The sequence below is a fragment of the Nostoc sp. 'Peltigera membranacea cyanobiont' 232 genome (assembly GCF_002245985.1).
Classification (GTDB): domain Bacteria; phylum Cyanobacteriota; class Cyanobacteriia; order Cyanobacteriales; family Nostocaceae; genus Nostoc.
The window spans coordinates 14,005-40,648 of the sequence record NZ_NOLK01000020.1; the positions used below are offsets into that span (position 1 = coordinate 14,005).

General features: G+C 40.7%; 26 protein-coding genes and 3 pseudogenes. 19 read left to right on the plus strand and 10 right to left on the minus strand.

The window, feature by feature from the left end; translation table 11 throughout:
• Positions 1-37: 37 nt before the first annotated feature.
• Together CDG79_RS09260 and CDG79_RS42195 are read left to right on the plus strand one after the other, a co-directional pair.
• A complete protein-coding gene (locus CDG79_RS09260) occupies positions 38-898 on the plus strand; it encodes a fructosamine kinase family protein (protein WP_094341875.1) in 861 nt (286 codons plus the stop codon).
• 56 nt (positions 899-954) lie between these two features.
• Positions 955-1,179 carry a hypothetical protein gene (locus tag CDG79_RS42195; protein ID WP_189524933.1) on the plus strand — a complete coding sequence of 75 codons (225 nt, stop codon included), beginning with the start codon at positions 955-957 and terminating at the stop codon, positions 1,177-1,179.
• On the opposite strand, the gene CDG79_RS09270 is transcribed toward CDG79_RS42195, so the two are convergent.
• The gene (locus CDG79_RS09270) at positions 1,171-1,491 is read right to left on the minus strand and encodes a TMEM14 family protein (RefSeq protein WP_094341925.1); all 321 of its coding nucleotides are present in this window, start codon (positions 1,489-1,491) and stop codon (positions 1,171-1,173) included. The genes CDG79_RS42195 and CDG79_RS09270 overlap by 9 nt on opposite strands.
• Positions 1,492-1,578: 87 nt before the next feature.
• Here CDG79_RS09270 and CDG79_RS09275 point away from each other — a divergent pair, with 87 nt between their 5' ends.
• The 3 genes from CDG79_RS09275 (at position 1,579) to CDG79_RS09285 (ending at position 5,833) form a co-directional block, all read left to right on the plus strand.
• Entirely contained in the window at positions 1,579-2,958 is a 1,380-nt protein-coding gene (locus CDG79_RS09275; protein WP_094341876.1) for an ATP-binding protein, read from the plus strand.
• 166 nt (positions 2,959-3,124) lie between these two features.
• Positions 3,125-4,414 (plus strand): tellurite resistance TerB C-terminal domain-containing protein, encoded by a 1,290-nt coding sequence (locus CDG79_RS09280; protein ID WP_189524934.1) that lies wholly within the window; start codon positions 3,125-3,127, stop codon positions 4,412-4,414.
• Positions 4,415-4,510: 96 nt separating this feature from the next.
• Complete coding sequence (locus CDG79_RS09285) at positions 4,511-5,833, plus strand: ATP-binding protein (RefSeq protein WP_094341878.1); 1,323 nt, start codon at positions 4,511-4,513, stop codon at positions 5,831-5,833.
• Positions 5,834-6,277: 444 nt separating this feature from the next.
• Here the strand turns inward: CDG79_RS09285 and CDG79_RS09290 are convergent, their stop codons facing one another.
• The 3 genes from CDG79_RS09290 to CDG79_RS09300 form a co-directional block, all read right to left on the minus strand.
• On the minus strand, positions 6,278-6,982 hold the full coding sequence (locus CDG79_RS09290; RefSeq protein ID WP_094341879.1) for an SAM-dependent methyltransferase: 705 nt from the start codon (positions 6,980-6,982) through the stop codon (positions 6,278-6,280).
• A gap of 42 nt (positions 6,983-7,024) precedes the next feature.
• Positions 7,025-7,513 carry a 5'-nucleotidase C-terminal domain-containing protein gene (locus CDG79_RS09295; RefSeq protein ID WP_223278071.1) on the minus strand — a complete coding sequence of 163 codons (489 nt, stop codon included), beginning with the start codon at positions 7,511-7,513 and terminating at the stop codon, positions 7,025-7,027.
• A gap of 253 nt (positions 7,514-7,766) precedes the next feature.
• Entirely contained in the window at positions 7,767-8,846 is a 1,080-nt protein-coding gene (locus tag CDG79_RS09300; RefSeq protein WP_094341881.1) for a sulfonate ABC transporter substrate-binding protein, read from the minus strand.
• A gap of 211 nt (positions 8,847-9,057) precedes the next feature.
• Here CDG79_RS09300 and CDG79_RS09305 point away from each other — a divergent pair, with 211 nt between their 5' ends.
• The 3 genes from CDG79_RS09305 to CDG79_RS42200 all read left to right on the plus strand — a co-directional run bounded on the left by CDG79_RS09305 (position 9,058) and on the right by CDG79_RS42200 (position 10,908).
• A complete protein-coding gene (locus CDG79_RS09305) occupies positions 9,058-9,771 on the plus strand; it encodes a class I SAM-dependent DNA methyltransferase (RefSeq protein ID WP_094341882.1) in 714 nt (237 codons plus the stop codon).
• A gap of 463 nt (positions 9,772-10,234) precedes the next feature.
• Positions 10,235-10,594, plus strand: a complete 360-nt coding sequence (locus CDG79_RS09310) for a VOC family protein (protein WP_094341883.1) — start codon at positions 10,235-10,237, stop codon at positions 10,592-10,594.
• Positions 10,595-10,749: 155 nt separating this feature from the next.
• Positions 10,750-10,908 (plus strand): hypothetical protein, encoded by a 159-nt coding sequence (locus CDG79_RS42200; protein ID WP_189524935.1) that lies wholly within the window; start codon positions 10,750-10,752, stop codon positions 10,906-10,908.
• 205 nt (positions 10,909-11,113) lie between these two features.
• Here CDG79_RS42200 and CDG79_RS09320 read toward each other — a convergent pair.
• Positions 11,114-11,740, minus strand: a pseudogene (locus tag CDG79_RS09320) (LLM class flavin-dependent oxidoreductase); the annotation flags it as partial.
• A gap of 43 nt (positions 11,741-11,783) precedes the next feature.
• Positions 11,784-12,214: pseudogene (locus CDG79_RS09325) on the minus strand (dienelactone hydrolase family protein); the annotation flags it as partial.
• A 419-nt stretch (positions 12,215-12,633) separates the two neighbouring features.
• Here CDG79_RS09325 and CDG79_RS45430 point away from each other — a divergent pair.
• From CDG79_RS45430 to CDG79_RS42205, 3 genes and pseudogenes are all read left to right on the plus strand, one after another.
• Positions 12,634-12,774, plus strand: a pseudogene (locus CDG79_RS45430) (GNAT family acetyltransferase); the annotation flags it as partial.
• 103 nt (positions 12,775-12,877) lie between these two features.
• A complete protein-coding gene (locus CDG79_RS09335) occupies positions 12,878-13,303 on the plus strand; it encodes a VOC family protein (protein ID WP_094341886.1) in 426 nt (141 codons plus the stop codon).
• Between the two features lie 36 nt (positions 13,304-13,339).
• On the plus strand, positions 13,340-13,558 hold the full coding sequence (locus CDG79_RS42205) for a hypothetical protein (protein ID WP_189524936.1): 219 nt from the start codon (positions 13,340-13,342) through the stop codon (positions 13,556-13,558).
• A gap of 165 nt (positions 13,559-13,723) precedes the next feature.
• Here the strand turns inward: CDG79_RS42205 and CDG79_RS09340 are convergent, their stop codons facing one another.
• The 4 genes from CDG79_RS09340 to CDG79_RS09355 all read right to left on the minus strand — a co-directional run bounded on the left by CDG79_RS09340 (position 13,724) and on the right by CDG79_RS09355 (position 18,592).
• Positions 13,724-14,182, minus strand: a complete 459-nt coding sequence (locus tag CDG79_RS09340; RefSeq protein WP_094341887.1) for a cupin — start codon at positions 14,180-14,182, stop codon at positions 13,724-13,726.
• 14 nt (positions 14,183-14,196) lie between these two features.
• Positions 14,197-16,593 carry a glycoside hydrolase family 15 protein gene (locus CDG79_RS09345; RefSeq protein ID WP_094341888.1) on the minus strand — a complete coding sequence of 799 codons (2,397 nt, stop codon included), beginning with the start codon at positions 16,591-16,593 and terminating at the stop codon, positions 14,197-14,199.
• A gap of 69 nt (positions 16,594-16,662) precedes the next feature.
• Entirely contained in the window at positions 16,663-17,601 is a 939-nt protein-coding gene (locus tag CDG79_RS09350) for a cation diffusion facilitator family transporter (protein WP_094341889.1), read from the minus strand.
• A 178-nt stretch (positions 17,602-17,779) separates the two neighbouring features.
• Positions 17,780-18,592 carry an SDR family oxidoreductase gene (locus CDG79_RS09355; RefSeq protein WP_094341890.1) on the minus strand — a complete coding sequence of 271 codons (813 nt, stop codon included), beginning with the start codon at positions 18,590-18,592 and terminating at the stop codon, positions 17,780-17,782.
• 611 nt (positions 18,593-19,203) lie between these two features.
• Here CDG79_RS09355 and CDG79_RS09360 point away from each other — a divergent pair.
• From CDG79_RS09360 to CDG79_RS09395, 8 genes are all read left to right on the plus strand, one after another.
• Positions 19,204-19,698 (plus strand): DUF2231 domain-containing protein, encoded by a 495-nt coding sequence (locus CDG79_RS09360; RefSeq protein ID WP_094341926.1) that lies wholly within the window; start codon positions 19,204-19,206, stop codon positions 19,696-19,698.
• Positions 19,695-20,288, plus strand: a complete 594-nt coding sequence (locus CDG79_RS09365; protein WP_094341891.1) for a DUF2231 domain-containing protein — start codon at positions 19,695-19,697, stop codon at positions 20,286-20,288. The genes CDG79_RS09360 and CDG79_RS09365 overlap by 4 nt, the downstream gene beginning before the upstream one ends.
• A 24-nt stretch (positions 20,289-20,312) precedes the next feature.
• Positions 20,313-21,233, plus strand: coding sequence for a cytochrome c oxidase subunit II (locus CDG79_RS09370; RefSeq protein ID WP_094341892.1), 921 nt, complete (start codon positions 20,313-20,315; stop codon positions 21,231-21,233).
• On the plus strand, positions 21,223-22,890 hold the full coding sequence (gene ctaD / locus CDG79_RS09375; protein WP_094341893.1) for a cytochrome c oxidase subunit I: 1,668 nt from the start codon (positions 21,223-21,225) through the stop codon (positions 22,888-22,890). The genes CDG79_RS09370 and ctaD overlap by 11 nt, the downstream gene beginning before the upstream one ends.
• Positions 22,891-23,093: 203 nt before the next feature.
• On the plus strand, positions 23,094-23,753 hold the full coding sequence (locus tag CDG79_RS09380) for a cytochrome c oxidase subunit 3 (protein WP_094341927.1): 660 nt from the start codon (positions 23,094-23,096) through the stop codon (positions 23,751-23,753).
• Between the two features lie 38 nt (positions 23,754-23,791).
• Positions 23,792-24,037, plus strand: coding sequence for a hypothetical protein (locus CDG79_RS09385; RefSeq protein ID WP_094332327.1), 246 nt, complete (start codon positions 23,792-23,794; stop codon positions 24,035-24,037).
• A gap of 53 nt (positions 24,038-24,090) precedes the next feature.
• Entirely contained in the window at positions 24,091-25,458 is a 1,368-nt protein-coding gene (locus CDG79_RS09390; protein ID WP_094341894.1) for an NAD(P)/FAD-dependent oxidoreductase, read from the plus strand.
• Between the two features lie 25 nt (positions 25,459-25,483).
• The gene (locus CDG79_RS09395) at positions 25,484-26,470 is read left to right on the plus strand and encodes a VOC family protein (protein WP_223278072.1); all 987 of its coding nucleotides are present in this window, start codon (positions 25,484-25,486) and stop codon (positions 26,468-26,470) included.
• Positions 26,471-26,644 lie beyond the last annotated feature (174 nt).

Below are 26,644 nucleotides of genomic sequence, written 5' to 3' on the forward strand. Positions count from 1 at the left end.
CCTGCTCCCCCTGCTCCCTCATCTCCCCAATTTAATTATGTGGACTCAAATCGATACTCATATTAGCCAGGAGACTGGCGAAAAATTTCAGAGTCAGCAACGGCGATCGGTTGGTGGCGGATGTATCAACCAAGGTTATGCTGTTTCCAATGGTGAGATTACCTACTTCGTCAAGCTTAATCAAGCATCCCAAGTTGCGATGTTTGAGGCTGAGGCATTGGGTTTAAAGGAAATGCTAGCAACAGCTAGTATTCGCGTCCCCAAACCTATTTGCTGGGGTGTAGCTGAAAATTTTAGCTACATCGCTCTGGAATGGTTAGAACTTGGTAACGGTAACAGCAATTTGTGGGAAGACATGGGGCGCAAGTTGGCGGCGATGCATCAAGCTAGCAGTAATCAAGGTTTTGGTTGGAAAATTAACAATACCATTGGTTCCACGCCCCAAATCAATACTTGGACAGCAGACTGGACAGAATTTTATATTAAACATCGCCTGGGTTATCAATTTCAGTTGGCAAGGCGACGGGGAGGAAGTTTCCCCCAGGAAGAAAAATTACTAGCAGCTATGCCTGAAATATTGGCGCATCAGGTGCAACCTTCTTTAGTACATGGCGATTTATGGGGCGGAAATGCTGGGTGTACAGCCTCAGGAGAACCCGTGATTTTTGATCCAGCCACTTATTTTGGCGATCGCGAAGTTGATATTGCTATGACAGAATTATTTGGTGGGTTCCCCGCAGCTTTTTACAAAGGTTATAACGAGGTTTTTCCTTTTGATGCAGGCTATGAGCAGAGAAAAACACTCTATAACCTGTATCACATTTTAAATCACTTCAATTTATTCGGGGGCGGTTATGCTTCCCAGGCGAACCGGATGATTGACCAGATTTTGCGCTAAGTACAGCATTTTATTAATTCGTAGCGAATTAAATTTCGCAATACCATGCAATAGCAATGCGTCGGCTTGCATTGTTAATGCATCGGCTTGCGTTGTTAATGCGTCGGCTTGTTTTGTTAATGCGTCGGCTTGCGTTGTTAATGCGTCGGCTTGCGTTGTTAATGCGTCGGCTTGCGTTGTTAATGCGTCGGCTTGCTTTGTCAATGCATCGGCTTGCTTTGTTAATGCATACCCTTGGAAAAACAGAAGGTGGTATTGCTTGGAGACTGATGCTACTTTAAAGCCACCATTTGATTCACCATCACCACCAAGGACAACATTCCCAAAATCGTCATTAATCCCGCCGGCATAAACTTGCGTGTTTTAGCTAGTCGAAATGCAAAGACTACCACTAAAACACCAGTAACTAACACTGCTAAAATCGAACCCCAGGTTTGTCCTTGGAGTTGAAGGTAGGCGGCAAGTATTAGTAATAAGCCGCTAATGCTACCACTTAACAGTGAAACCCTACTTCTAGCCTGAGTATAGCCAATAATGCCACCAGCGATCGCTAAGATGCCGTATGCGAAAGCAGCAATTATACTTAAATTCATTGTTAAAACATCTGTAGATTTTGACTTTACTGCCAAGGTCAGCAGACAATTTACCATAGCTAAATAGCTATACCACACTGTTGATTGATGGATAACCAAGCGATGCCAATAGCAAGTACTTCCTCATATACAAAAGTTCAATATCTCCAGCGTCAAGCAGCATCACTTTTACTTTACCAGTCTGTTCTCCAAGGCGAAGTGGGGATAGCATTTCTAGAACTGTTGCAAGCTATACGTTACACTGATGCCGATGCCCGGGGTTGTCTCCAAGCATACGGTAGTTATTTCAACGCTTTAGCGGCCAAAAATCAAAACTGGGAAGACTATTTAATTACTCAACTTCTCTTCTCTAAGAATCCTTTTACAAAGCTGGCTGAAACACGAGAATTTGAAGAATTGCCCCCAGCTTTAGTAGCAGCAGTTAAGCATGATTTACAAATATTGCAAAGCCTCTATGAATGTAGCAGCGCTTCTTTGAGTGAGTGGATACAAAATGTAGCTCACATGCCCATTTCGCCAGTAGTGTGGTATAAAGAGCAAGAATTGGTAGGAGTAGAGACAAAGTTCGCTACATATCTACAAGAATTAGATAATTGGGGTGATGCTGTAGAAGAATTAGCGGCTTATTATCGGCAATGTGGCTCTGGTTTATTTGCAGAATATCGCGCTTTACGCTGGCAAGGTGGGCAGTTTATCGGTATCCGGCATTTCGATCCAGTTAAGCTGAGTGCGCTTGTAGGTTACGAGTCTCAAAGAGATGCTTTGCTAAAAAATACAGAGTTTTTACTATCAGGAGAGATGGCACTGCACGTATTACTTTACGGTAGTCGTGGTTCTGGCAAATCTTCTTTAGTAAAATCTTTGTTGAATGAATATAGCGATGCCTCCGGCAAGGGCAAAGCCCAACGCAGCCTCCGCTTGTTGGAAGTGACAAAATCTGATTTAAAAGACTTACCAGAAATTGTGGAACATTTACGAGGTGTGTCACAAAAATTTATCATCTTTGTCGATGACCTTTCCTTTGAAGAAGATGATGATGCCTTCAAAGCGCTCAAGGTAGTTTTAGAAGGTAATTTAACCGCGCGGCCGCAAAATGTAGTTGTGTATGCTACCTCCAATCGCCGCCACTTGATTCGGGAGTTTTTTGTGGATAGACCTACCCCCAAGGATAACGACGAAATCCATGCTTGGGATACGATGCAGGAGAAACTTTCGTTTAGCGATCGCTTTGGTTTAACTTTGACCTTTGAACCAGCCGACCAGAAAACTTATTTGAAGATTGTACAACATCTAGCTGCACAAGCTGAAATTAATATTACCCAAGAAGATTTGGAATTTCAAGCATTACAATGGGCAACTCGTCACAACGGTCGTTCTGGACGCACAGCCCGGCAGTTTGTTGATTTTTTAAAAGCAGATTTAAGACTCTTTAACTCAAATAAGGACACATCTAACACTTCTGATTAGAATTATTTACTTTACGCTCGCACTTTTTTCTTACTTACAAAACAACAGATATAAACCATTCTTTAGTAAGTATTGTTTTATGTATATTCTCATTAGGAACTATGAATTATAAATTAATATGAGAGCTACTTATTCTGACAACTTGACTACGCTAAAAACCAGCAATATGCAATCAGTAAGTATCAGCAATCGATTTATACTAGGAATAGTTGCCTTTAGTGTGAGTTTTGGACTTAGCCTCGTCCCAAACTGGGATTTTAATAAAGCCTTTCTCACAGGTTTAATTACTGCCTTTACTATCTATGCAGCAGCATTATTCGTAGATAAGCGACGGAGAAATTATGAAATGTTTGTTTTAGGTTCTCTCCGCAAGCGAATTAAAGAAATGGAGGGATTGAAAGCTCGTGTTGTCAGAGAAATTAATCAAATCGAAGAACATCATAATTTATTATACGCTGAGTCCCAACAACTACAAAATCAAGTAACAGAAAGCCGTAACCAAAGAGATAGTTTACATCGAGAATTGAGAACAGTTGCCGGACAAAAAAAACAGTTAGAAACAGAAATCAATAGTCTGCAAACTGAAATCAATAACTTGCATAAAAATCAAACAGAATTAAACAATGCTTTTTCTGTCCTCACAGCAGAAAAGCGCCGTCTAGAGTCGAATTGTAATGTATCCCGTGCTGAAATTACCCAGTTGCAAAGTCAAATTTCTGAACTCCAGCAGGATAAACAAGAAGTTGAAAGCAATTTAACTCTTTTAGGCAGACTCAAACCCCAATTAGAAGAAAAACTATACGAACTACGAATTGGAATTCAAGAGTTAGAAGTTGAGACAACCCAAAAAAATCAATTGCTGATAGCGACAAAAACCGAAAGAGAAAATATTCAAGCCATCCTGAATTCTTCACAAATCCAACTAGCAGAACACAAAGTTGAATTACAGCAGTTGCAAGGCCAAATTTCATTATTACAAGAAGAACGAGATTCATTGCAAAATCAAGTATGGGAATTACTTCAACAAATAGAAACATTTAATCTAGAACCTTTGGCTGATAATTCCCAAGAAGATGAGACTGAATTGTTTCCTTTTTCTGAAATAATGGAAACTACAACAGTCGTAGACAGTTTGGAAGTTGATACATCAGAAAATATACCTGAAGAATGGACTCATTTTTCAGAAAATCTCCCAATATACGAACTACAAGTATTAAAAGCTATAGTCGAACAAGATAATCCCAAAGCTGCCATTAAAAAAATTGCCGAAGCAAACATAACTATGCCAAATCTATTAATCGATTCTATAAATGAACGGGCAAATGATATTATTGGGGAATTAATAATTAACTCAGATTCGGAAGTTCCAGAAGTTTACTTTGAGTATATTATCTATGTAAAAAAAATGATTGCCATGCATGAAAGTCTCCTAGCTAAACATGCATCGTCAAACTAAAGTATGATTGCAGTCGTCAGATTAGTAGTAAGGTGGATATGTCTCTTCCCTATTTACTGCGTGCTTCTGTGTTTAGAATAGAGTGAAGTGTAATACATGGCAAAGCTCAAAATCTCGAAAAAAATCTCCACTGCTTTAATCAATTCCCTTGGTGCGGGGGTAGTACCAAGAGTTGGGGTTGAATACATAGCAGTAGGTCGAGAAAAAGAACTAAAAAGCCTATTACAAAATCTCGATGATATTGCAGAAGGTGTAGCAGCATTTCGCTTTATAATTGGTAACTACGGTTCTGGGAAAAGTTTTTTACTGCAACTAACTCGTAACCGCGCTATGGAGCAAGGTTTTGTAGTCGCTGATGCTGATTTATCCTCTGAACGTCGATTAGCTGGAAGCAACCATGAAGGTGTAGCCACCTATCGGGAATTAATGAGCCACCTAGCTACAAAAACTCGTCCTGATGGTGGTGCTTTAGTCTCTATTTTAGAAGGATGGATTAATAAAATTCAACAAGAAGTAGTTAAAGAAACTGGAATGCGCCCCAATGACGATGGTTTTGATGACAAAGTTGAATCAAAAATTAGGGAAGTAGTTCAGTATATTGAAGACTTAGTTCATGGTTTTGATTTTGGTAGCGTGATTATCGCTTATTGGCGTGGCTACCGATTGGATGATGATAATTTAAAAAATGCGGCGATGCGCTGGTTGCGTGGAGAATTTACGACTAAAGTTGAGGCCAAAGCAGCTTTAGGAGTGCGCGTCATTATTGATGATGATAGTTGGTATGACTATATCAAACTGTTTGCTAAATTTGTAGCTGAAATTGGTTATAAAGGACTGTTAATTATATTTGATGAAGCCGTACATTTATATCAAATATCTACTACGGTAACGCGGGAAAAAAATTATAATCGACTCCTCGCAATGTTTAACGATACCATGCAATGTAAAGCAGAACATCTTGGCATTGTTGTTGGTGGAACAACCAAATTTTTAGAAGACCCCAAACGAGGACTTTTTGCAGATCAAGCTTGGCAAAGACGCACAAAAGAAAGTCGTTTTGTTGCACAATCTGGCGTTCAGGAACATTTAGGGCCAGTGATTCGGCTAAATCCGTTGAGTGAAACAGAAATATTGACGCTTCTGCAACGTTTAGCTGAAATTCATGCACTCAATTTTGGCTATGAACAAACTTTGACAAATCGTGAGTTAAAGGAGTTTGTACAAGAAATTATTCATCGTTTGGGTGCAGAAGCATTACTCACACCAGGGGAAATTGTGCGGGATTTTATGAGTGTACTGAATATTCTTCACCAAAATCCAGGAATTGCCTTTGGTGAATTAATTCATGGCTCTAAATTTAAACCTACTGCTATGGGTAAGGATGCAGATGCGGATAATGCAGCAGAATTTAGTTTGTGATTAATAGACCTTTTGTAAAAGTCGTAACTTCTGAATAACTGCTACAAAATGAGCAAATAATTCTTGCTTAGGCGAGAATAGTTACTTATATAGGGATTGAAAATAATTCATTCTTTAAAGTAGCTTTTGCTATAAATTTAATATCGAATAAAACACTTCTCATATCATATCCGGTTAAACAATTGTCATTGCGTTCGCCCTTGGTGTTCCCGTTCGCGTAGCATCTCCGAAGGAGAAGGGTACAAAGTGAAGCAATCCCAAAAGCCTTGCGATTGCTTCCTTCCACTTCGTTGCACTCGCAATGACATATCACAAGTAATTTGCCGGACATGATAAGCTAATCGTCATTCATTTTTCCAGACTGATTCGCTTGTAGTAAGGGCTTCAGCCCTGGTGTTATGCAACTTAAATGCTCATTAGCTTATCAAACAACCTTTAATACAATTAATAATTATGAACTTTATCAATATTTCTTGTTATCTTCAACATTTTATTTCCACCAGGCTGAAGTTCGTATTCAACCTTTTCAATATCTATCTTGTAACCTCTCGAAGTGTAATGTTTAACTATTTCATCTAAATGTTGTGAATGTTTCCACATTAAAGTTATGAGGGGAAATATCCTGATTTCTTTAGCAATACGTAGCATTTCATCTACAGAATTCAGATGAAAATTGTAATCGAGATGATCTGAATATAAAAATAGTAAATGTGAACACAGAGCTATGTCAAATTCTTGATTTTTAAATGCCAGTTTTGGCAATTCACCCACTGTGTATCTGTTGCTATTTTTACCAGTTTCGTAATCAGACAGAAATTCTTGAAGAACTTTGACTCGATTGTGTCGTAAATCATCTGGAGATTTATGATAGCTCCATACCCAATCATTTGATGTAGCCCTGACTTGGTTAATGATATTATCTACCACTTCATTAAATCTTTGCAATATTTCACCACCGGAAAATTGGTATAGTGGATCAACAGAAACTACACTTTTACCATGACGTGTCATTTCTGCATTAAAGCTTGCTGGCCCGTCCCCAATTCCAATAATTCTTTTATTTAAATCTAAATTTGTTAAATTAAATATTTTTATATATTCATCCATTGACCTCCCAAAAGGAACTACTTTATCCAGAACCATTGCCATAGAATTTACCTCGTAAATAGACTGAATTAAATAGGATAATAGTTAATTCACTTTTGATAACACCATATCTTTACGGAATTTAAGATTTTGAATGCGAGTATCTTCAGCTGGTAGCACATCTACTTGAGCAAATGGAATCTGCTTAAAGTTAGCGGCCAGATATTCTGCTAATGCGTCTTGTTCGGAACCATCTTGTGCAAAAGTGGCTAAACCTGTGCGTTCGCTCTTATCAACATCTTTTGATGTCAAATCAACCCGTTCTGTTTTGGGAAAAGGATAGCCATCACCACCAGTTGCGAGGAAGTTGAGGGTAACAGTGCGGAAGATGCGATTAGCATCACCTACTAACTCTGCATTTTTAACTACTATATCAGCAATTTTACCTTTGCCATCTTTGATAGCAAGAGACTTGACACGCTTACCTGCTGGCAAATCTGGGTCAAAGCTAAAGGCTAATCCCGCTACTTGAGGAAAACTACCAGGGGTAGTACCTGGTGCTATGGCTGCTATGCTGTGTTCCATCAACGTCAATAGTAACGCACCATTATCAAGGGTTTGGTGCGTTACTACGTATCTTTTCAGAAATCAAACCGGATTCCTATATAAGTAAGTTGGCGAAAAAGATTCAATGTATATGAAGAAATATAAATTTTAAGTAGGGTGTGTTATGCCGTAGGCTAACGCACCACCAACTATTCAAGTTCTTAATACACCTCAAAATATTAGCGTCTACTTACTTAGCTATTTATGCCATGATACTGGAATATAATTCGTAATTTTTGAATTACGAATTGTCCACTTTCCCTTGCCAAACAACTTCCTTAACTTTGATTTCTTTAGGGAGCAATTTAATTTTATAAAAGGTGTCTGCAACCTCTTGTTGTTTAGTAATTACTTCCTCTGTGAGCGGAAGTACATCATAATCACGTCGCTTTTCTGCTATTTCCAATACTGGAACATCTATACCCAAAGCAGGGGAAAGAAATTTAGCAACTTCGCTATGATTATTCTTTGCCCAATTACTAACTTTCTTCACTTGCTCTAAAACTATTTTCAAGGCATCCGGCTTACTATCAACAAAAGATTTTGCAGCCAGATAATAACCACGATTGGGAGCTAATCCCGTCGCGTCTGCTAAAGTACGTGCGCCTGTTGCTGCTTCTGCTGCGGCTAAGTAAGGATCCCAAATTGCCCAAGCATCAACGTTTTTTCTTTCAAAGACAGCACGAGCATCGGCGGGAGTAAGAGTTACTCGTTGGATGTCACTGTACTGCACCCCTGCCTTTTCCAGTGCTTTCAGCAATAGGTAGTTAGCATTAGAACCTTTGACAAAAGCAATTTTTTTGCCTTTGAGTTCAGCCACACTTTTAATAGGTGAATCTTTGGGTACGAGGATGGCTTCAGCCCTGGGACTCCAAGGATCGTAGGCAACATAAACTAAAGGAACACCTCCAGCTTGAGCAAATATAGGTGGTGATTCTCCGGTATAGCCAAAATCAATGCTGCCTGCATTCAATGCCTCTAGGAGTGGGGGGCCAGCCGGAAATTCTGACCAAGTTACGGAAGATCCTGAAGCTGCAAAGGCTTTTTCTAATTCCCCTCTCGCCTTCAGCGCATAGAGGACTGTTGACGCTTTCTGGTAGCCGATACGAATTGTAGTGCCGCTAGCTACTGGGCTGGGACTAGTTGTCTGAGTTGTTCCAGAGTTGTTACTTGCGCTTGGAGAACAAGCAGAGACAGCCAAAGTTAAGCCAAGTCCGACTGCAAACAATAGGGAAAAGGTGCGGATTCTTTGCTGTTTGAACCTTTGAAGGAAGGCAAAAACCATACCCAAAAATCGACTTGAAGAGAACTTAGTCAACATGTTCACTCTGCTTTCAGGGGTAAATAAATATCAGACTTCAGCAAATTAACGGTAAATCTCCGATAAGTTTATTGATTTGCCGTATTATTATGGAATGATAAAAATATCACATAATTAAAGCTGAAATGCAAGTTTATTCGCTGAAGAAAAAGTTTTCCCAAAAAGTCATAGCAACGTCAAATCTAAACTCAATCGGATCGGAAAGGACGCGATGACAGATCGGATTATTCAACAACAGATTGAGTACTATCGTGCTAGAGCCAATGAATATGATGAGTGGTTCTATAGAAAAGGACGCTACGATCGCAGTCCAGAAATCAACCAGCGCTGGTTTAATGAAATAGCTGCGATCAAAAATACATTACACCAAATTGGCATGGTGGATGATATTTTAGAGTTAGCATCTGGAACAGGTATCTGGACGCAGGAGCTTTTAAGGATCGGTAAAAAGATTACTGCGATCGATGCCTCTGAAGAAGTGATTGCAATTAATCGCTCGAAGTTAAATTCACTGAGTGTTGAATATCACCTAATTGATTTATTTACTTGGCAACCTGACGCAGCTTATGATTTGGTGTTCTTCGCCTTTTGGCTATCTCATGTACCGCCAAATTTGCTCGATTCATTTTTGACAAAAGTCTATCAATCTGTTCGCGTTGGAGGACAAGTATTTATCATTGACTCTTGCTTTGAACCAACATCCACAGCTAACAATCATACCCTGGAAGATGACGGAAACATATATAAAACCCGGAAATTAAATGATGGTCAAGAATTTCAGATTGTCAAAATTTTTTATCAGCCTGATGAACTTAAGGATAAGCTACAAAAAGCCGGCTTTCAGGTTGAGGTAAAGTTGACAGATAACTATTTTATTTATGCACAGGGAAAAAAGTTGAAACAATTCGTAATTTGTAATTCATAATGATGCTCTCAACGAGACGCTGCGCCTAGCTTGCTTATTTGCAGAAGTACGCGAACTCGCTACCGCAATTATTTAAACTACATCTTATGCTTCACTAATTCAGTATGACCTAAATTTTATGGGAGTATCACACCTATCTTTCCTTGTAGAGGCATCTGATTCAACATGGCATCAGAAAGCCTCTTCCTGCTATTCTCTATGACATACTCCTTAAGCTAGGTACTGATGCAAAATTTATGTATATATATTGGTTATAGCTATACAGATGACTGATGTGGGGCTAAAGGAGTAGAAATGAAATGTATTTTGATTGACAGCAAACAATGTTATCAAGAACTAGATGAACAGAGAGTTGAAGACCTTTTTTAAGTTGAATATAGGCTATTTATCGATCAATCTTAGTTAACTATGATTGCCGAATAAGCAAAATAAAATACACTAGCTGCCTAATAGACAGTTTGCAATGCAAATTCTTAAAGTATTAACTAGAGTCTATCTTAGTCCGGTAGACTTGGATGAGGCGATCGCTTTCTATGAAAATCTCTTTACGGAAAAATGTTGGTTGTGGTTTCAATATTCCGAAGCTGAGTTGGAACTCGCGGGTGTGGGTTCTATTCTTTTAATTGCTGGTTCGCCGGAAGCACTCTCTTCATTCAAGAGTACACATGCAACATTTCTCGTTGACTCACTCAATGATTTTAAAGAAGCACTTATTCAGCAGGGTGCAGTGATTCTAGCCGAACCTAACAAAGTTCCCACTGGAGTCAATATGCGAGCGATGCATCCTGATGGAAGCATTATTGAGTATGTTGAATTTGGATGATTGATTTTAGCCTAAAACGGATCTGTTGTGAAGGCTGCAATTAGACTAGCTAATGAAAGTTATGCCTGTACGCTTCTCTTTTTGGATTGCTACAACTCTAAGGATTTTACAACGTTTTTGCTGCGATCGCTTTACTTAATCCAGGAAGTATTGCTGTGCATAAGGCTGTCGGTTTTTTGCCTGTAAGTGTATTTTGCAGAATTGGGTATAAATTTTGTGAGTGGCACGATGTCGGCTGGTGGCAACTATCTCTGCAACAAGAACCACCGCTATTAGTAAATCTGCCTCTTTCTTTGCTAGAAGTTCAAAAATAGTCTCTGTAGAATGAAGCATTAATAAGTGGACTATTACTACTTGGCGTTAGCTACTTAACAGTTGTAGAAAATTTTCCTAAATTTATCTGTAATAAGACTTTCTGATACCAACCATAGATAGAAAACTTGTCTTAGAAACATGGCTTTATTTACTGCTTGATTCTTGTAAAAGTCTATGCTAGTATGCGTGCAATCATAAAATACACTATGTACTTGTAACTTCCTGCGCTAATGCCAATCCAGGAGTTTGTAATGGTAAGCGGGGAAACAGTAATTCTGCAACTCGATAGGCTTCTTCAAGATGGGGATAACCTGAAAAAACAAAAGTATCAATTCCTAAATCTGCATATTCCAACATTCGGGCTGCAATCATGTCTGCATCACCAACTAAAGCAGTACCAGCACCTCCACGTACCAAGCCAACACCTGCCCATAAGTTGGGGCTAATTTCTAAGTTTTGGCGATCGCCATTGTCTAATTGTGCCATACGGCGTTGTCCTTCTGATTCAGACTGAGCAAACCTCTGATGGGCAACAGCGATCGCTTCATCATCCACATACTGAATCAGTTCGTTAGCTGCATCCCAAGCTTTTTGCGTAGTTTCCCGGACTATAACGTGCATCCGAATCCCAAAGCGGACTGTTCTACCTTGTTCTCCGGCTAATCGGCGTACCTTTGCAATCTTTTGGGCAACTCGATCTGGTGGTTCACCCCAACTTAAATAGACATCGATATGTTTGGCAGCAACTTGGAGAGCAGCATCTGAAGAACCACCAAAATATAAGGTAGGGTAAGGCTTTTGTACGGGAGGAAATTGGAGTTTTGCACCTTTAACTTTCAGATGACGACCACTATAGGTTACTTCATCACCCTGCATGAGCGATCGCAGCTTTAATATCACTCAATATTTCTGCTGCTGTTGTCTGTTCTTTATACCCTCTCCCTAGCTGGATATCTTCAGGGGTATATCCACCCTCAAAACCGGGGGCGGTGCGTTGAAATAAAGTCGGTGCGATCGCCACATACCCATCTTTGGCAAATTTCTCCGCAACTTCCCGAATGTGAATGTTAAGCTGATGTGCAGCTAAATTGTATAGTACGAAAACGTAAAATTATTGTAGTGCGGGCATCTTGCCCGCATCGCATATACAAATTAAATACGCAACAGCTTAACCCCAAAAATTTCCTGGATTACGATTACGCCTGGAAAGGTTCCCTGTTTTGCTGGTTCAGCTAAATAAGCATCAATTTGCAAATCTCCGTTAGGGACTTTAACTTGAGCGGTGCGAATTTCTGTGTTTGTCATTTTAGAGATTAGCCTGTAATTGCTTTCAGGACGAAATTTTTTATGGTAAGTTTTATAGAATACTACTTAAAATCTATTGATTTACCGTAATTTAAAGAGTAGTATTTCACAAACAATGGGCAAAGGCAAGTCCTTTGATTTACAGATGTAGATGAATATCAGACCATACCAAGAATCTGATGCTGAATCAGTCAGTACTCTGTGGGATGAGTTATTTCCTAATAACCCGTCACACAGTAGCCCTAAATTGGTAATCAGAAGCTTGCTGTACAGCCTGAGTTATTTTTTGTTACTGAGATTAACTCTGTAATTGTAGGCACGATAATGGCAGGATATGACGGACATCGCGGTTGGCTGTACACAGTTGCAGTCAGTTCTCAGTACAAGCATTAATATATTAGTAGTAATTAGTACAACATGCAGAGAGATCGTTAATCGCAATGGGATGCCTCAAAATCAATCTCCAAGTTCGTGTTTCCAATGCAGAAGTAGTTGAGTTTTATAGAAAACTTGGCTATCTCGTTGAAGAACGCATCAGTATGGGAAAGCTTGTCCCATAGGTTTTTGATAAGTTGGAACAGAAAAATTTTAGAAATACGCCGCTATTACTGCAAAAAGTGATTGTAGCGTTGCCAAATTTAACTCAAACTAGGAGAAAAATTTATGACACTTAAAGCAGTTCATCATATTCAGGTAACGTATCCTCTTGAGGTGGAGGATGCAATGCTGTCTTTCTACAGCAAAGTTTTGGGATTGACTGAAATTCCTAGACCTGAGATAGTCCAAAACGATTCAGGAGCGTGGTACAAGTTGGGAGACATTGAACTACACATTAGTACAGAAAAAAAGGCCAATAACCAAGCATCTAGGCGACATTATTGTTTCCAAGTTGATAACTTGAATACCTTTGAGGAACATCTAAAAGGACATGGGGTAGAAATTATTCCCGATCAAAGACCAATTCCAGGATGCGTGCGGTTTTTCCTCCGCGATCCCGGTGGGAATCGAATAGAGATTGCTGAGTTGGTCAAGAGTACTTTTGTACAGCTACAAACAGAGGAGTTGCTATTAGACATCTCCATAAATTAAATATGCGTTCTCCAGAACCCTTGTAGAGACATATCAGTGCTATATCTCTACATTTTTGGCGTACCACTAGAAGAGTACTGGCCCTATACGGAAGAAAAGTTTGATGAGGAACCAACCCCTTTTTGTTATTCTTTTGGTCAAAGTTTTCAAGCGCTAAAATTGCTAATCAGAAACTCTTGGGGAACCGATTGGGGTGAAGGGGGCTATGGTTGGCTTCCCTATGACTACGTATTAGAAGGGTTGACAAATGAATGATTGGTGGTCGCTGCTCAAGTCTAAGTGTTTTGAGACAGGACACTTCGGGTTAGGAGCAAATTTAGGGGGAGGAAAAACAGATAACATACCGCCAAAGAACCCTTAACGGCTTAGAAGTCAGGACAAACGCACCTAATTTGTGAAACTCTTGGCGCATAAGGATAGTTACTTAAATCGACAAGATTGCTCGAAAGTCGGAGTTTCTTCAAGTTGCACCATTATCAGAACAGCTGGCGCATCGCCTACTGTTCCAGATAAGTGACCCTTATTACCTTGCGCGTCCGCTTTCGTACCCTGGTCTTCTCCAAATGAAATCTCGCCAGGGCCCATTTCTACTCGCTGTCCGTCCATAGTCTCCACAAACCAGCTTCCCGATAGAGGTATGATCCATTGAGGCTTTGGGTTCTCATGCCAGTTGCCAACCCATCCGACGGGTAGCACAGTAAAGGTAATTGTGGCACCAGACTGCTTCAATTTAGAAAGCCATTGTGGCGAGGTATCAGGGGCTATGCCTTTCTCTATAAATTCCTCAATTTGGCAACGGGATTGGTGACTTATACCGTCGTGGTCAGTCCAGACGTGCCAGTAGTCAATTGTCGGTTTGTTTGATTGGTTATTCTGCATAAAATTATTGGCTCCTACTCAACTACAACCGTATAATTGCACTGTTCCCATTTGCTACTTTCAATCCAGAAAAAGGTAAAGCTGATTGGCTGTTCTTGGCTATCAGAAACAGAGATATCTACAAAACTCACTCCTAATTTTGTGGCAGTACAAGGCGTATCTTTTACTGTTTGCCAATTATCCTGTGACCAATGCAACTGGAAAGATGCTAAAGCGTGAATTCGTAATGTATAACCTTTTTTAACTTTGTCAATTTGACGGTTAAACTTCCAAATTTCCAATGATTTACACTTTTGTCTTTCGCCTAGGTAGCGATTCGCCACATCTGGAATCAAATCAAACACCCGATCGTCATGATTTGACCGTAGCAGCTTGATATACTCTGCGTGCGCCCACATTAAAGGCATTGCGGAACCTGTTGGTTTTCCTAAATACATGTGGCTTTCAGGTTGATTTGCTTCATCCCAAACTTGTTCTGCTAGCAAACAAGTGTTTGAAGCAAATCCTTCCATTGCCTTGATATATGTTTTGACATCGCCGCCAGCAGCTAATTCATAATGTCCTCGTTCTCCTGTCAACAGAGGCCAAGCGCGTCCTTTACCATAACCAGTGTAAGGACTGCCATCTTCTTGCTGTCCATAGCCGTCGTGATTATAACGATGCCAACAAGGCCCAGCAAGTGTATCTACTTTTAAAACTGCATCAATTACTTTGACAGAATCAACAATAATCGGGTCATCAGGCTTGCGAATTCCATAGCGTACTAATTGTAGAAACCCGCCATCGACAATTTCCTTCGCGGGAAATTCTGCTAGTTCACCAGGAGATTGACTGCTGATAAAAATAGTTCCTTGGTTAGGATTTTCGTTGGGTTGAGGACTATTAATATCTGTAGGGGTAATCCGAATATAGTGGCGTTTGATGCCAGAAACTAAAGTTCCTTCAGTAGTAACTGTCCAAGCTTCGATATGAGATTCTAAAAAATCAGCATATTCTTCTATGAATTCTGCCGTTGTTTCATCACCACGTTCGCGAATAAATTGAGCGGCACAAATTAAGGCGGCAATATTGGATGCTAGTGTTGATGGTGAATAACCGCTATTTTCTTCCCAACGTTCTTGTTGGGTAGCTGGGCCGTGACGAATTAAATAACCTGCTGCCCGTAAAATCATGGGGTAAATATCAAAGTTTAAGCAAGTATTCTGCTGGTGCAATAACCATGCCAACAGAATGGGAAATGCTACCTCATCAAGCTGGATGCCTGTCCAGTAAGGTTTACCATCAACCCAGAAATTTTGGGGAAAACCGCCATCTTGCTGCTGACTCGTGGCCAGATAAATCAGCGATCGCACTGCTGTTTCAGTTTCGCCAGCAGCTATCAAACCTGTTACACTACTGACCATATCCCGCGTCCAGACAAGATGATATCCCCCTTGGTCTTCGTCATCTTTGGCTTCACCCCAAGGGATGGCAAGGGAGGCGATTAAAGCACCTGGATAGGCTTTGTCTTCATGTGCTAAAAGCAAACTAATGCTGCTGTGATACAACTTACCTTCGTCATCAGAAACATCTTCTAGGGGTCGGATATTGCGGCGCGATCGTTTCCACTGTTCGTTGTATTGTTGCTTCTGCTGTTCAAAAGGAATATTAAGCGACTGAAATAGCGTAGAAATCGCATTATGCAGATTGCTACCAAATGCCAGTCCTAAAGTAAACTCATCACCACCATCCAGATTTAGTTCTCCTGTCAGACTAATATTGCCATCCACAGCTTGACCAAATTCCCAATCCATCTGGAAATTGTCAACCAAATCTGTCCAACCATCACTTTCACCGACGTAGCCACAGGAAAGATGGCTAAAGGGAACTGTTGCACCCAGCACCACCCACGATCCTTCTTTCTCGGCCGTTAGAATTTGATGACCAGCAACTTCTATGACGTAACCATTGTTACCTCTACCTCCAACTTCCAGATGCGGCGCACATAAAGCATATAGGTGGAGTTGGGAGAGAAAATCGCGCTCTCCTGTTAATTTTGTGTGCTGTAAAATACAGGAGAAATGCGGGTCAGCAATAACTTCTTTGACGATTGTATAGCGCCCATCGGGATCGGAATTAGTAATGCGGTATCCCAAACCGTAAGTCCACAAATGTTCTACTTTTGATTTGAGATGGCGTTTCTCTTCATGGAAAAAGCTTTTACCATCAGAAATGAGGTACTGTAAATCCCGAATTTGGGGTCGATCTACTGTAGGATGATAGACTTCAGTAACAATACCGTTCCAGATAGTAAACCAAACATGACTAGAGGTAGAGTAAGCTGTTCCGACTCCATCTTTGTTCGCATGAGTCCATCGAGGCTCGATACCCGGTGAACCAAAAGCCTGTCCTTGACCAATAATCTTTACCATAATTTATTGTGCCGATCGGCTTTGATTGCTATTTGGAAACGCTGTATTTGATATTTATGTAATTAAAATTTATTGCAAAGGTTGAGAGTATTTGCGAGTGGCAGCTAAAGACTTGGCTTCAATAAAAATTTGTTTTATTTCAGGATATTTTTGGCGAATTTTTGTTTCTAAACTCTCCACAGTTAATGCTATATCCTCCCCGGTAAGATTTTTAGAAAACTGGATTTCCAGGTTGAGTAATACTTCGTGGGGAGCAAGCTGCATTGTTAGCACACGAATCACTTCTTGTACCCCTGGTTCTGTTTTTGACAAAGAACGAATATTAGCTATAGTTTGAGGATTAGCACTTTCACCAACTAATAATCCTTTACTTTCTCTAGCTAGTAGCGCTGCGACTATAGCCAAGATTATGCCAATAATAATCGAGGCTATTCCATCAAAATAAAGATTCTTAAATAAATGCCCTAAAAAGATTCCTATCAAGGCAACGAATAAACCTAAAATTGCAGCAGTATCCTCAAGTAATATTGTAAATACTGTTGGGTCTTTACTGTTTTTGATTGCTTGCCAAAAATTTTGCTTACCCTTAGTCGGCAAAAACTCTTTTAAAGCCACAGTCCAAGAAAAACCCTCCAATATTATTGCTACACTCAATACAATATAATTCCATATTGGATCTTCTAAAGGGCTAGGGTTAATTAAATGAGTAATTCCTTCATAAATTGACATCCCGCCACCAATGGCAAAGATGAGGATAGCAACGATAAAAGTCCAGAAATAAAGTTCTTGACCGTATCCAAAGGGATGGCTATCATCTGCTGGTTTTTGGCTTCTGTGAAGTCCTAGCAAAAGTACGAGTTGGTCGCCAGTATCTACAACTGAATGAATCCCCTCTGAGATCATAGCGGAACTGCCAGTAATGGAGGCGGCAATAAATTTAGTAATAGCGATCGCTAAATTAGACCCCATCGCCGCAAAGATTGTTTTTTTAGATGAATCAGTTGCCATGAGCGTGAATAACCAGCTATCCAGAAACTTAGGTGCATCCCCCCTACAATGTCGCCTCGGATAGTTAAAAGTAAACTATCAGAAGGTATAAGATAGCTTGACTCTAGGACTCATCTTTGGTTTTTGAAAAAAATCACTCAAATCGGCTTGCTATAGTTACTAGCCTCTAGTCTTGTCTTTAACCATTTTCCGTAAATCCTGGATACAAGGTCATGCCACCATCTACAAATAGTGTTGTACCGTTAACATAATCAGATTCATCAGAAGCTAGCCAAACTGCTGCTTTGGCGATATCTTCAACATTTCCTACACGTTTTGCTGGAATCAGTTTTAGTAACTTTGCTTCTGCTTCTGGAGTATCCCAAGCTGATTTGTTAATTGGGGTTTTAATCGCACCAGGAGCAATACTATTAACGCGAATTTTGTGAGGGGCAAGTTCTTGGGCAATACTTTTCATCATCATATTAATACCACCCTTACTAGTAGCATAATTAACGTGACCTGCCCAAGGAATGACCTCATGCACGGAACTCATGCAAATAATCTTACCTGCCGCACATGAAATATCAGGCTTCACACCTCGACGCAAGAATTCCTTTGCGGCTTCTCGCGCGCACAAGAATTGTCCCGTCAGATTTATCCCAATAACTGCATTCCATTGCTCAATGGTCATATCGATAAAAGGTGAGTCTTTTTGAATACCTGCATTACTTACTAAAATGTCGATAGTGCCAAATTCTTGGAGCGTTTTGCTAAACATTGCTTTTACTTGGTCTTCTTTGCTGACATCGGCTTGAATAGCAAATGCTTCTCCATTATTAGCTTTAATATCATCAACAATTTTTTGGGCTTCTTCGGCTTCAGAATGGTAGTTGATGGCTACTGCTGCACCTGATGTAGCTAAATGGCGAGCGATAGCTTCACCAATGCCAGAACTACCACCTGTCACAAGTGCTTTTTGACCTTTAAGCAGGTAAGGGGAATAGCTCATAATGCTTTCGATACTTTTAAAAAGTGTATTCTTTGTAAGTAGCTGAATACTTGCATGATATGATATTTTTGCTTTCTTGGCATAGTATTGCCTTAGCTGATTTAGATTACCAAATCGGTAAAATATCGATTAAATAAACAAAACTTTTTATTATATTAAGATAACTCTAGCATTTTACTAATCTATCCAGAGAAAGATAAACCGTACATTGTTTTCCTGAACAATACTTTAAATAGTTGTCATTTCTGTGACAACAGTATGTCTTTATTTGTAAGATTGGTTGAATCATAAATTTAAAGGTTATGTCCATCTAAACAAAGATTTATGGTATATTCAGAGAAACTTTGACTTAATATTAGTTGGGATATAAAATAAACGAAAATTATAGTGATTTTAATGATTTTTAAGGTTTGATAAAATAATTACTAAAAAATAGTAAACAAGAGAAAGTCCTGATTTAGTAATTTACTTTAAAGATTTCAGTGCATCACAATTTTTAAATCTTTTTTACTGACTTTAGCAGCGGCTTGAGCAGTAGTATTGTTGACAATATGTGAATGATGCATTAGGCGGATAGCATCTACATACTTAGATTTATGAAGGAAAAAGCGATGCCTGCTCTGTCTCTGAATAACCAAAATTTACCATACCCTGACCCTCTACACCCGATCGTTGTCCATTTCGTAATCGCAATGGTGCTTTTTTCTTTCGTGTGTGATGTGGTGGGATATTTCACCCGCAACGTGCGTTTGTTTGAGGTTAGTTTCTGGAATATGTTTGTTGCTGCGATCGCAATTTTCTTAGCGGTGATCTTTGGTCAATTTGAAGCAGGACTAGCACAAGTCCAGAAAGCAGCCCAGTCAACACTGAATTATCATACCGTCTTGGGTTGGTCGCTGGCCGCCATTGTTGCAGCGATCGCAGCTTGGCGTTTTGTGATTCGCAACAGCAACCCCCGAAAAGTACCGCCTGCTTACCTGGGTGTTACAACATTGTTAGTCTGCCTAGTATTCTTGCAAGTGTATTTGGGGAGCAAACTGTTTTGGGTGTATGGGTTGCACGTCGAGCCTGTAGTTCAAGCCATGAAACAAGGAGTTTCACCATGAACTCGCAACTGATTGAGCAGTTGAGATTGCGGTTGGGTGCTAACGGATTACCCTACGAGATTCCTGTACATCCGCAGTTAGTGCATCTAACACTGGGTTTATTCATCATTGCCATCATTTTTGATATAGCAGGAGTGTTGTTTTCTTTAGAAAAACCAATTTTCAAATTTTTGGGATTGACTGCCATCCGTTCTAGCTTTTTTGATGTCGGCTGGTACAATCTCATAGCAGCAGCAGTTATCACATTTTTCACGGTTGCGGCTGGTTTTTTTGAACTACTGTTGGCAAATCCGCCAGTCGATCAAAAAAGTGCTTGGGGGTTGAGTGCTGGTTGGACGATGCTTTTACATGGTTTGGGTGGCATTTTGCTATTGGCGATCGTTGTCGCCATGACTGTATGGAGAGGTTTGCAACGCTATCGCTGGCGTAAGGATGCTTCCAGACAGGTGCAGTGGAGTTACTTGTTAGCAGGGATTGCAATACTAGGTATATTATTCGTTCACGGAACTTTGGGGGCGCAATTGGGAGAGGAATTTGGGGTTCATGTTACTGCTGCTAATACTATTTCTAAAAATGTTTACAGCAAATAATTAAACGAGAATTTATCGAATTTTATGTTTAGTGTTTTTGAATATGTATTGATAGCCTTTTATGTAGCAGTACTGCTCGTTGTCAGTCGATGGATTGGGCAACAGGCGTTTTCTTGGATGCCTCCCCAAGCTACAGTAGAAGCACAACGGGTAGATGATTTGTTTAGCTTTTTAGTCTCAATTGGAGCATTTATCTTCCTTGGGCTAATTGGCGTTATCGTGTATGCGATCGCCTTCCATCGCGCCCCCCCAGAAGACTACACCGAAGGACACCCCTCTAGAGGTGATGCAAGGCTAGAAATATTGTGGACAGCAACCCCAACTTTATTAGTAGTGTGGATTGCTTTCCAAAGCTTCAATATTTATCAGCAATTAGATATTTTAGGTCTCAAACAAATCGTGCATTTGCATACACCTCTAGAATCTGCACCCGCTTATGCCGCAAACATCAGCGATGTTCCAAAACCTGCATCTGAAACTATTGATGTTTTCGTTAAGCAGTGGGATTGGTCTTTTCGTTACCCAAATAATGTTACTAGCAATCAATTGCATCTGCCGATCGATCGCGCTACTCGCTTAAATCTGCAAGCCCAAGACGTAATCCACGGTTTCTATGTCCCTGAGTTTCGTTTAAAGCAGGATATTATTCCAGGGCGCAAGATTGATATTGTGCTAACACCCATTCGTGCAGGCAAATATCGGCTGAAAGATTCTCAATTTAGCGGTACTTATTTTGCCTTAATGGAAACGGATGTATACGTTGAATCCCTCGATCGATATAATCAGTGGCTCACGCAAACTGCTACTAGCGAACAAACTCCAGTAAATCAGGCAGTTGCCGAAAATATCCAACCACCAAAAACATTGTTTAATAGCGGCTGGTACACCGTCACACCTGCTCAACCTGAAGTTGCCAATAAAAGGAAGCTAAATAATGACACATGATTTTAGTCAAGAGATTACCGGGGATCGAGAATCGCAGAACCAGCAGGGTAATACTTGGCGGCAATATTTCAGCTTCAACACCGATCATAAGGTGATTGGAATTCAGTACATGGTGATGACCTTCATTTTCTTCCTGATTGGCGGGCTATTGGCAATGCTGATTCGGGCTGAGTTGCTCACCCCGGAATCAAATTTGGTCGATCGCCCGCTTTATAACGGTTTGTTCACCATGCACGGGACAATCATGATTTTCCTGTGGATTATTCCCTTCAATGCAGGTCTTTCTAACTACTTAGTGCCGCTAATGATTGGAGCGCGGGACATGGCTTTTCCCTTGCTTAACGCCATATCCTTTTGGATTCTGCCACCAGCAGGTCTTCTACTACTATCTAGCTTTTTCCTCCCAAACGGGACTGCACAATCTGGCTGGTGGTCTTATCCACCAATTAGTCTGCAAATTCCAGGCGATCAGTTCATTAACGGTGAATTCTTATGGATAGTCAGCCTAGTGCTGATCGGTATCTCTTCTATCATGGGGGCTGTCAACTTTGTTACCACCATCTTTTGGATGCGGGCCCCAGGGATGACATTTTTTCGGATGCCTGTGTTTGTTTGGTCGGTTTTCAGTGCCCAGTTATTGCAACTGATTAATTTGCCTGCCTTGACAGCTGCATTAATACTACTGTTACTTGACCTATCCTTCGGTACACAATTTTTTAAACCGGATGGGAATGGCGATCCCATCATCTATCAGCATCTATTCTGGTTCTACTCGCACCCAGCAGTTTATATCATGGCACTACCAGCCTTCGGTATTTTTGCTGAGATACTGCCTGCATTTTCTCGCAATCCCCTATTTGGTTATCGGTCAGTTGCGATCGCCACACTAGGTATTGCTTTCATCAGCATCTTCGTTTGGGTACATCACATGTTCACTAGTGCTACCCCTGGTTGGATGCGGATGACCTTCATGGCTACCTCAATGTTAGTTGCCATACCCACTGGAATTAAAGCCTTCGCTTGGACTGCCACCATTTGGAGAAGCAAGCTACATCTAGAGACACCAATGCTGTTTGCAATGGGAGGTGCAGCAATGTTTATTTTTGGTGGTGTTACTGGTGTAATGCTTGCTGCCACGCCATTTGATATCCACGTTAATAACACCTACTTTGTTGTGGGACACTTCCACTACATCGTTTTTAACACGATCACAATGGCAATCTTCGCGGCAATTTACTACTGGTTTCCCAAGATAACTGGAAGAATGTATGCTGAGGGTTGGGGCAAGTTGCATTTCTGGCTGACCTTTATTCCTGCCAATATCACCTTCTTTTCTATGCACCCATTAGGTTTACAAGGGATGCTCCGCCGAGTTTCTTCCTACGACCCACAGTATCAAGGATGGAACATCATTGCTAGCCTGGGGTCATTCTTGCTCGGAGCATCCACGCTGCCTTTTATTGCTAACATAGTAGGCTCTTGGCTTTACGGGCCGAGGGCAGTTGACAATCCTTGGCACGCTACTGGATTGGAATGGACAACCTCTTCACCACCTCCGCGAGATAACTTTGAGGAGATTCCAACTGTGACAAGACCTCCCTATGACTACGGCAATCCAAAGTACTCAGTAATCGTAAATTCCGATAACAGTGAGTGAAGACACTAGTACCGCAAGGCGGAATTCAAAATTCAAAATTCAAAATTCAAAATGAATACAGCGTAAGCCTTTCGTTGATTTGAAATGGTAGCTTTATTTACGCCGTGGTGTACTAGGGACTAGGGACAAGGGGACAAGGAGAATACCCAATGCCCAATTCCCAATTCCCAGTCCCCAATCCCCAATCCCCAGTCCCTAGAATTATGCAACGTCGTCATATAGATGAAAGTCCTATCCGTTTTGATTTGTGGCGGCGACGCTTGCCAAATTGGTTACAGCGCTTCCTACCAAGTGGTGGCGGTACTCATGAAGATCATCATGGTAAAGGAATGTTCGGATTTACCATTTTCCTGCTGTCAGAAAGCATTATCTTTTTGAGTTTTATCTTTACTTATGTTGCTCTACGACTGACTACTAATAACTGGCTACCACCGGGTATTTCTGGGCCGGAATTGTCTACACTTGTGGTTATTAATACGGTAGTATTACTTTCTAGTAGCTTTGTCATTCAACCAGCAGAAAATGCCCTCAAGCGTAATCAACTTAGTAAATTTCGCTGGCTATGGCTGATAACGATTGCAATGGGAAGTTACTTCTTAGTTGGTCTGTTAATTGAGTGGAAAAGTCTCGATTTTAAGATTACTACAGGGTTAGTTGGTTCGACATTTTACTTACTAACAGGCTTCCACGGTCTACACGTTCTGGCTGGTGTTGTGCTTCAGATAATTATGCTGATTCGCTCATTCATTCCAGGCAACTATAATCAGACTCACTTCGGTACAAGTGCGACTACTCTGTTTTGGCATTTTGTTGATGTAGTTTGGGTCTTTCTTTTCTCGCTTATCTATCTTTGGCGGACATAAAAAAAATCAGAAATCCCATTGTTTTAAGGAGTAATTTGATGAATTTATTCTTACAAGAGATCCCAGCCTCAGAACGCGCCCCAAAAACAATTCAAGAAACTCCAGCACCAGGTAATGACCCACTAATTGCACGCGGGTTACAAAAAGAGCAATATGTTGGCATTATTGGGCTAGCGATCGCTCTGATTGCTGCTGTCGGATTTTTTAGTCGCAGAGTTGAATACGCTATTGCATTGGCTGTGTTCCTCAGCGCTATTGTGATAGCTTTGTTTTTATTCATCTAGCAAAGCTTTGATTAATTAAATATTCTAATTTCACAAGATTTACGAGGGATTTTATGAACAGCCCAGTTTATCAAACTGTGATTGTCGGCGGTGGTTTTGCCGGTCTATTTACAGCCTTACACCTAGCTCACGAACATTATCCTCGTTCTGTTATCTTGATTGATAAAGACGAGCGTTTTTGCTTTAAGCCGCTACTATATGAATATTTCGATGGCGAGATGGATCATTTTCAGGTAGTCCCGCGTTTTTCGGAACTACTTAAAGGTAGTGGTGTCATCTTTGTGCAAGATACAGTAGAATCGATAGACTTGCATCAACGGGAAGTCAAATTAACTTCAGGAAACTCCTATAACTACAGCAACTTAGTATTAGCTTTGGGGAGTGTTACTGGCTATCATCAGGTTGAGGGTGCGAATGTTAATGCCTTTCCTTTCTGGACGCAAGCAGATGCGATCGCTCTTGAGAGACATTTACGTGACTGTTTACAAAAAGCAATTAAAGCTGAAGATTCAGAACAACGCCGTCAACTATTAACAGTAGTCGTAGTTGGTGGTGGTGCTAGTGGTGTGGAAATGGCAGCCACTTTAGCTGATTTTCTCCCACATTGGTATAGCGCCTTGGGAGGTAATTCAAGTGAAATTCGCGTAGTACTGCTCAATCATGGTAAAGAAATCCTCGATGCTGATATTAATAACCCATTGCGTGAAATTGCAGAACGGGAATTGAAGAAACGTGCTGTGCCAATAGAGATAATTGTGGAAGCTGAAGCGACTGCTATTCTTGCTAACTCAATTCAATATAAGCATAAGGATAAAATAGAGACATTAGCAACACATACTACAGTTTGGACTGCTGGCACTTCTACCCATCCACTAATTAAAGACTTGCCAATTCCTAAAGAACATCGGGATCGTCACGATCGCCCCTTAGTGACTCCCACCTTGCAACTGCTTGACTTTCCAGAAGTGTTTGTCGGTGGTGATTGTGCAGCAGTTCAGGATAATTCGCTACCACCTACGGCTCAAGTAGCTTATCAGCAAGGAGCTAATATTGCCCATAATTTGAAAGCGATCGCTCTTGGGAAAGAACTCAAACCTGTTAAGGTTAACATCCGAGGAACCCTTTTGAAATTAGGGATAAATCATGCTGCTGCTAACCTTTTCAATGTTTTTGAAGTTTCAGGCGAAACCGCGCATTTAATCCGTCAAGGCACTTATTTAACGCTCTTACCAACAGCAATTCATGACTTCAAAGCCACAACTGAATGGGTGGATGAAGAGATTTTTCACCACCACCTCGATCCTCATGATGTCGGGAAAAAAGTGGTGCAAGCGGTGGAAATAGTCGGTGCAGGAGTCGTGGGTCTTCTCGCTGCGAGAAAATTACTGAAAATGTTGGGAGATGAAGATAAAGGGGAGTAGAGATTGGTAAAAGGAGCATTGGTTGATGAATATGCCTAGTAAAACCTCTGTACAGGTACAAAAAATTCGAGCTATTGGATTAACGGTGACAAGCTGCGACCGCTCTGTTGATTTCTACACGCAAGCACTGGGGTTTAAATTAGTTTCTGATATCACAGTTGAAGGACAAGATTACAGCGACTTGCAAGGAATAACTGAGGCAAAAATTCGCATCGTCACCTTGCAACTAGGTGATGAACTCATCGAGTTGATGGAGTATTTCAATATTAAGGGAAAACCCATCCCCAAAGATTCTCAAAGTAATGACATTTGGTTTCAACATTTCGCAATTGTGGTGAGTGATATGGATCGCGCTTATGCACAAGTGTGTTCATTTCCGATTGAACCCATTTCAGTTGCTCCGCAGACAATCCTATCCGATAATGAAACATCTGGTGGTGTCCGCGCCTTTAAGTTTAAAGACCCTGATGGTCATGATTTAGAGTTAATTTGGTTTCCTACCGATAAGGGACAAGACAAGTGGCATCAGGACACGAATCGCTTGTTTTTGGGAATCGACCATAGTGCGATGTCTACGACGGGCTACGCCTACGCAGTTTCTAACACCGAGGAGAATATATACTTTTACCGCGACCTCCTAGGAATGCAAGTCGATAGCCGCAATCTTAACTGGCGTGCAACCCAAACGAGCTTAGATAATTTGCCAGGAGCCACAGTCCGAATTACATCACTGCGACCCGCTCAAGGCGGCTTAGGGATTGAATTGCTAGACTATCTCGTGCCTGGAAAAGGTCGTCCTATACCGAGTGACTGGAAAAGTTGCGATATTGCACACATGCAAATTGAGCTTGTTGTCAATGACATTGAGCAGGTGGTAGAGATACTGCGGCAGAATGGAGTTCAGTTTATATCACCAGGGATTGTACAGTTTACAAATAGCTCATTGCCTTACAAGCAAGGTTGTTTAGTTAAAGACCCTGACGGACATACAATTTTGCTAATTGATTACTAATCGTGAGAGAATATTAGGTATATTTTCAGCAATCTCGATAAAAGGTTTTTGTAGTACAAACCTTTCCAATTTAACGAGTACAGTCCTATTTAACTTTTCGTTAGATAGTTATCATTTTTTCTGCCGACTTACTTAAGCGGTTTCAAAACTAATACCAATTAAAATAATATTTGC

What these genes read in the sequence shown, in the direction of transcription:
- CDG79_RS09350 (WP_094341889.1), bottom strand. Translation starts at nt 17,601, where the DNA reads ATGGCAACTGATTCATCTAAAAAAACAATCTTTGCGGCGATGGGGTCT.
- CDG79_RS09310 (WP_094341883.1), top strand. Translation starts at nt 10,235, where the DNA reads ATGCAAATTCTTAAAGTATTAACTAGAGTCTATCTTAGTCCGGTAGAC.
- ctaD (WP_094341893.1), top strand. Translation starts at nt 21,223, where the DNA reads ATGACACATGATTTTAGTCAAGAGATTACCGGGGATCGAGAATCGCAG.
- CDG79_RS09285 (WP_094341878.1), top strand. Translation starts at nt 4,511, where the DNA reads ATGGCAAAGCTCAAAATCTCGAAAAAAATCTCCACTGCTTTAATCAAT.
- CDG79_RS09370 (WP_094341892.1), top strand. Translation starts at nt 20,313, where the DNA reads ATGTTTAGTGTTTTTGAATATGTATTGATAGCCTTTTATGTAGCAGTA.
- CDG79_RS09360 (WP_094341926.1), top strand. Translation starts at nt 19,204, where the DNA reads ATGCCTGCTCTGTCTCTGAATAACCAAAATTTACCATACCCTGACCCT.
- CDG79_RS09270 (WP_094341925.1), bottom strand. Translation starts at nt 1,491, where the DNA reads ATGAATTTAAGTATAATTGCTGCTTTCGCATACGGCATCTTAGCGATC.
- CDG79_RS09380 (WP_094341927.1), top strand. Translation starts at nt 23,094, where the DNA reads ATGCAACGTCGTCATATAGATGAAAGTCCTATCCGTTTTGATTTGTGG.
- CDG79_RS09365 (WP_094341891.1), top strand. Translation starts at nt 19,695, where the DNA reads ATGAACTCGCAACTGATTGAGCAGTTGAGATTGCGGTTGGGTGCTAAC.
- CDG79_RS09335 (WP_094341886.1), top strand. Translation starts at nt 12,878, where the DNA reads ATGACACTTAAAGCAGTTCATCATATTCAGGTAACGTATCCTCTTGAG.
- CDG79_RS09385 (WP_094332327.1), top strand. Translation starts at nt 23,792, where the DNA reads ATGAATTTATTCTTACAAGAGATCCCAGCCTCAGAACGCGCCCCAAAA.
- CDG79_RS09340 (WP_094341887.1), bottom strand. Translation starts at nt 14,182, where the DNA reads ATGCAGAATAACCAATCAAACAAACCGACAATTGACTACTGGCACGTC.
- CDG79_RS09260 (WP_094341875.1), top strand. Translation starts at nt 38, where the DNA reads ATGTGGACTCAAATCGATACTCATATTAGCCAGGAGACTGGCGAAAAA.
- CDG79_RS09305 (WP_094341882.1), top strand. Translation starts at nt 9,058, where the DNA reads ATGACAGATCGGATTATTCAACAACAGATTGAGTACTATCGTGCTAGA.
- CDG79_RS09280 (WP_189524934.1), top strand. Translation starts at nt 3,125, where the DNA reads ATGCAATCAGTAAGTATCAGCAATCGATTTATACTAGGAATAGTTGCC.
- CDG79_RS09275 (WP_094341876.1), top strand. Translation starts at nt 1,579, where the DNA reads ATGGATAACCAAGCGATGCCAATAGCAAGTACTTCCTCATATACAAAA.
- CDG79_RS09355 (WP_094341890.1), bottom strand. Translation starts at nt 18,592, where the DNA reads ATGAGCTATTCCCCTTACCTGCTTAAAGGTCAAAAAGCACTTGTGACA.
- CDG79_RS09290 (WP_094341879.1), bottom strand. Translation starts at nt 6,982, where the DNA reads ATGGCAATGGTTCTGGATAAAGTAGTTCCTTTTGGGAGGTCAATGGAT.
- CDG79_RS09300 (WP_094341881.1), bottom strand. Translation starts at nt 8,846, where the DNA reads ATGTTGACTAAGTTCTCTTCAAGTCGATTTTTGGGTATGGTTTTTGCC.
- CDG79_RS09345 (WP_094341888.1), bottom strand. Translation starts at nt 16,593, where the DNA reads ATGGTAAAGATTATTGGTCAAGGACAGGCTTTTGGTTCACCGGGTATC.
- CDG79_RS42195 (WP_189524933.1), top strand. Translation starts at nt 955, where the DNA reads ATGCGTCGGCTTGCATTGTTAATGCATCGGCTTGCGTTGTTAATGCGT.
- CDG79_RS09390 (WP_094341894.1), top strand. Translation starts at nt 24,091, where the DNA reads ATGAACAGCCCAGTTTATCAAACTGTGATTGTCGGCGGTGGTTTTGCC.
- CDG79_RS09395 (WP_223278072.1), top strand. Translation starts at nt 25,484, where the DNA reads ATGAATATGCCTAGTAAAACCTCTGTACAGGTACAAAAAATTCGAGCT.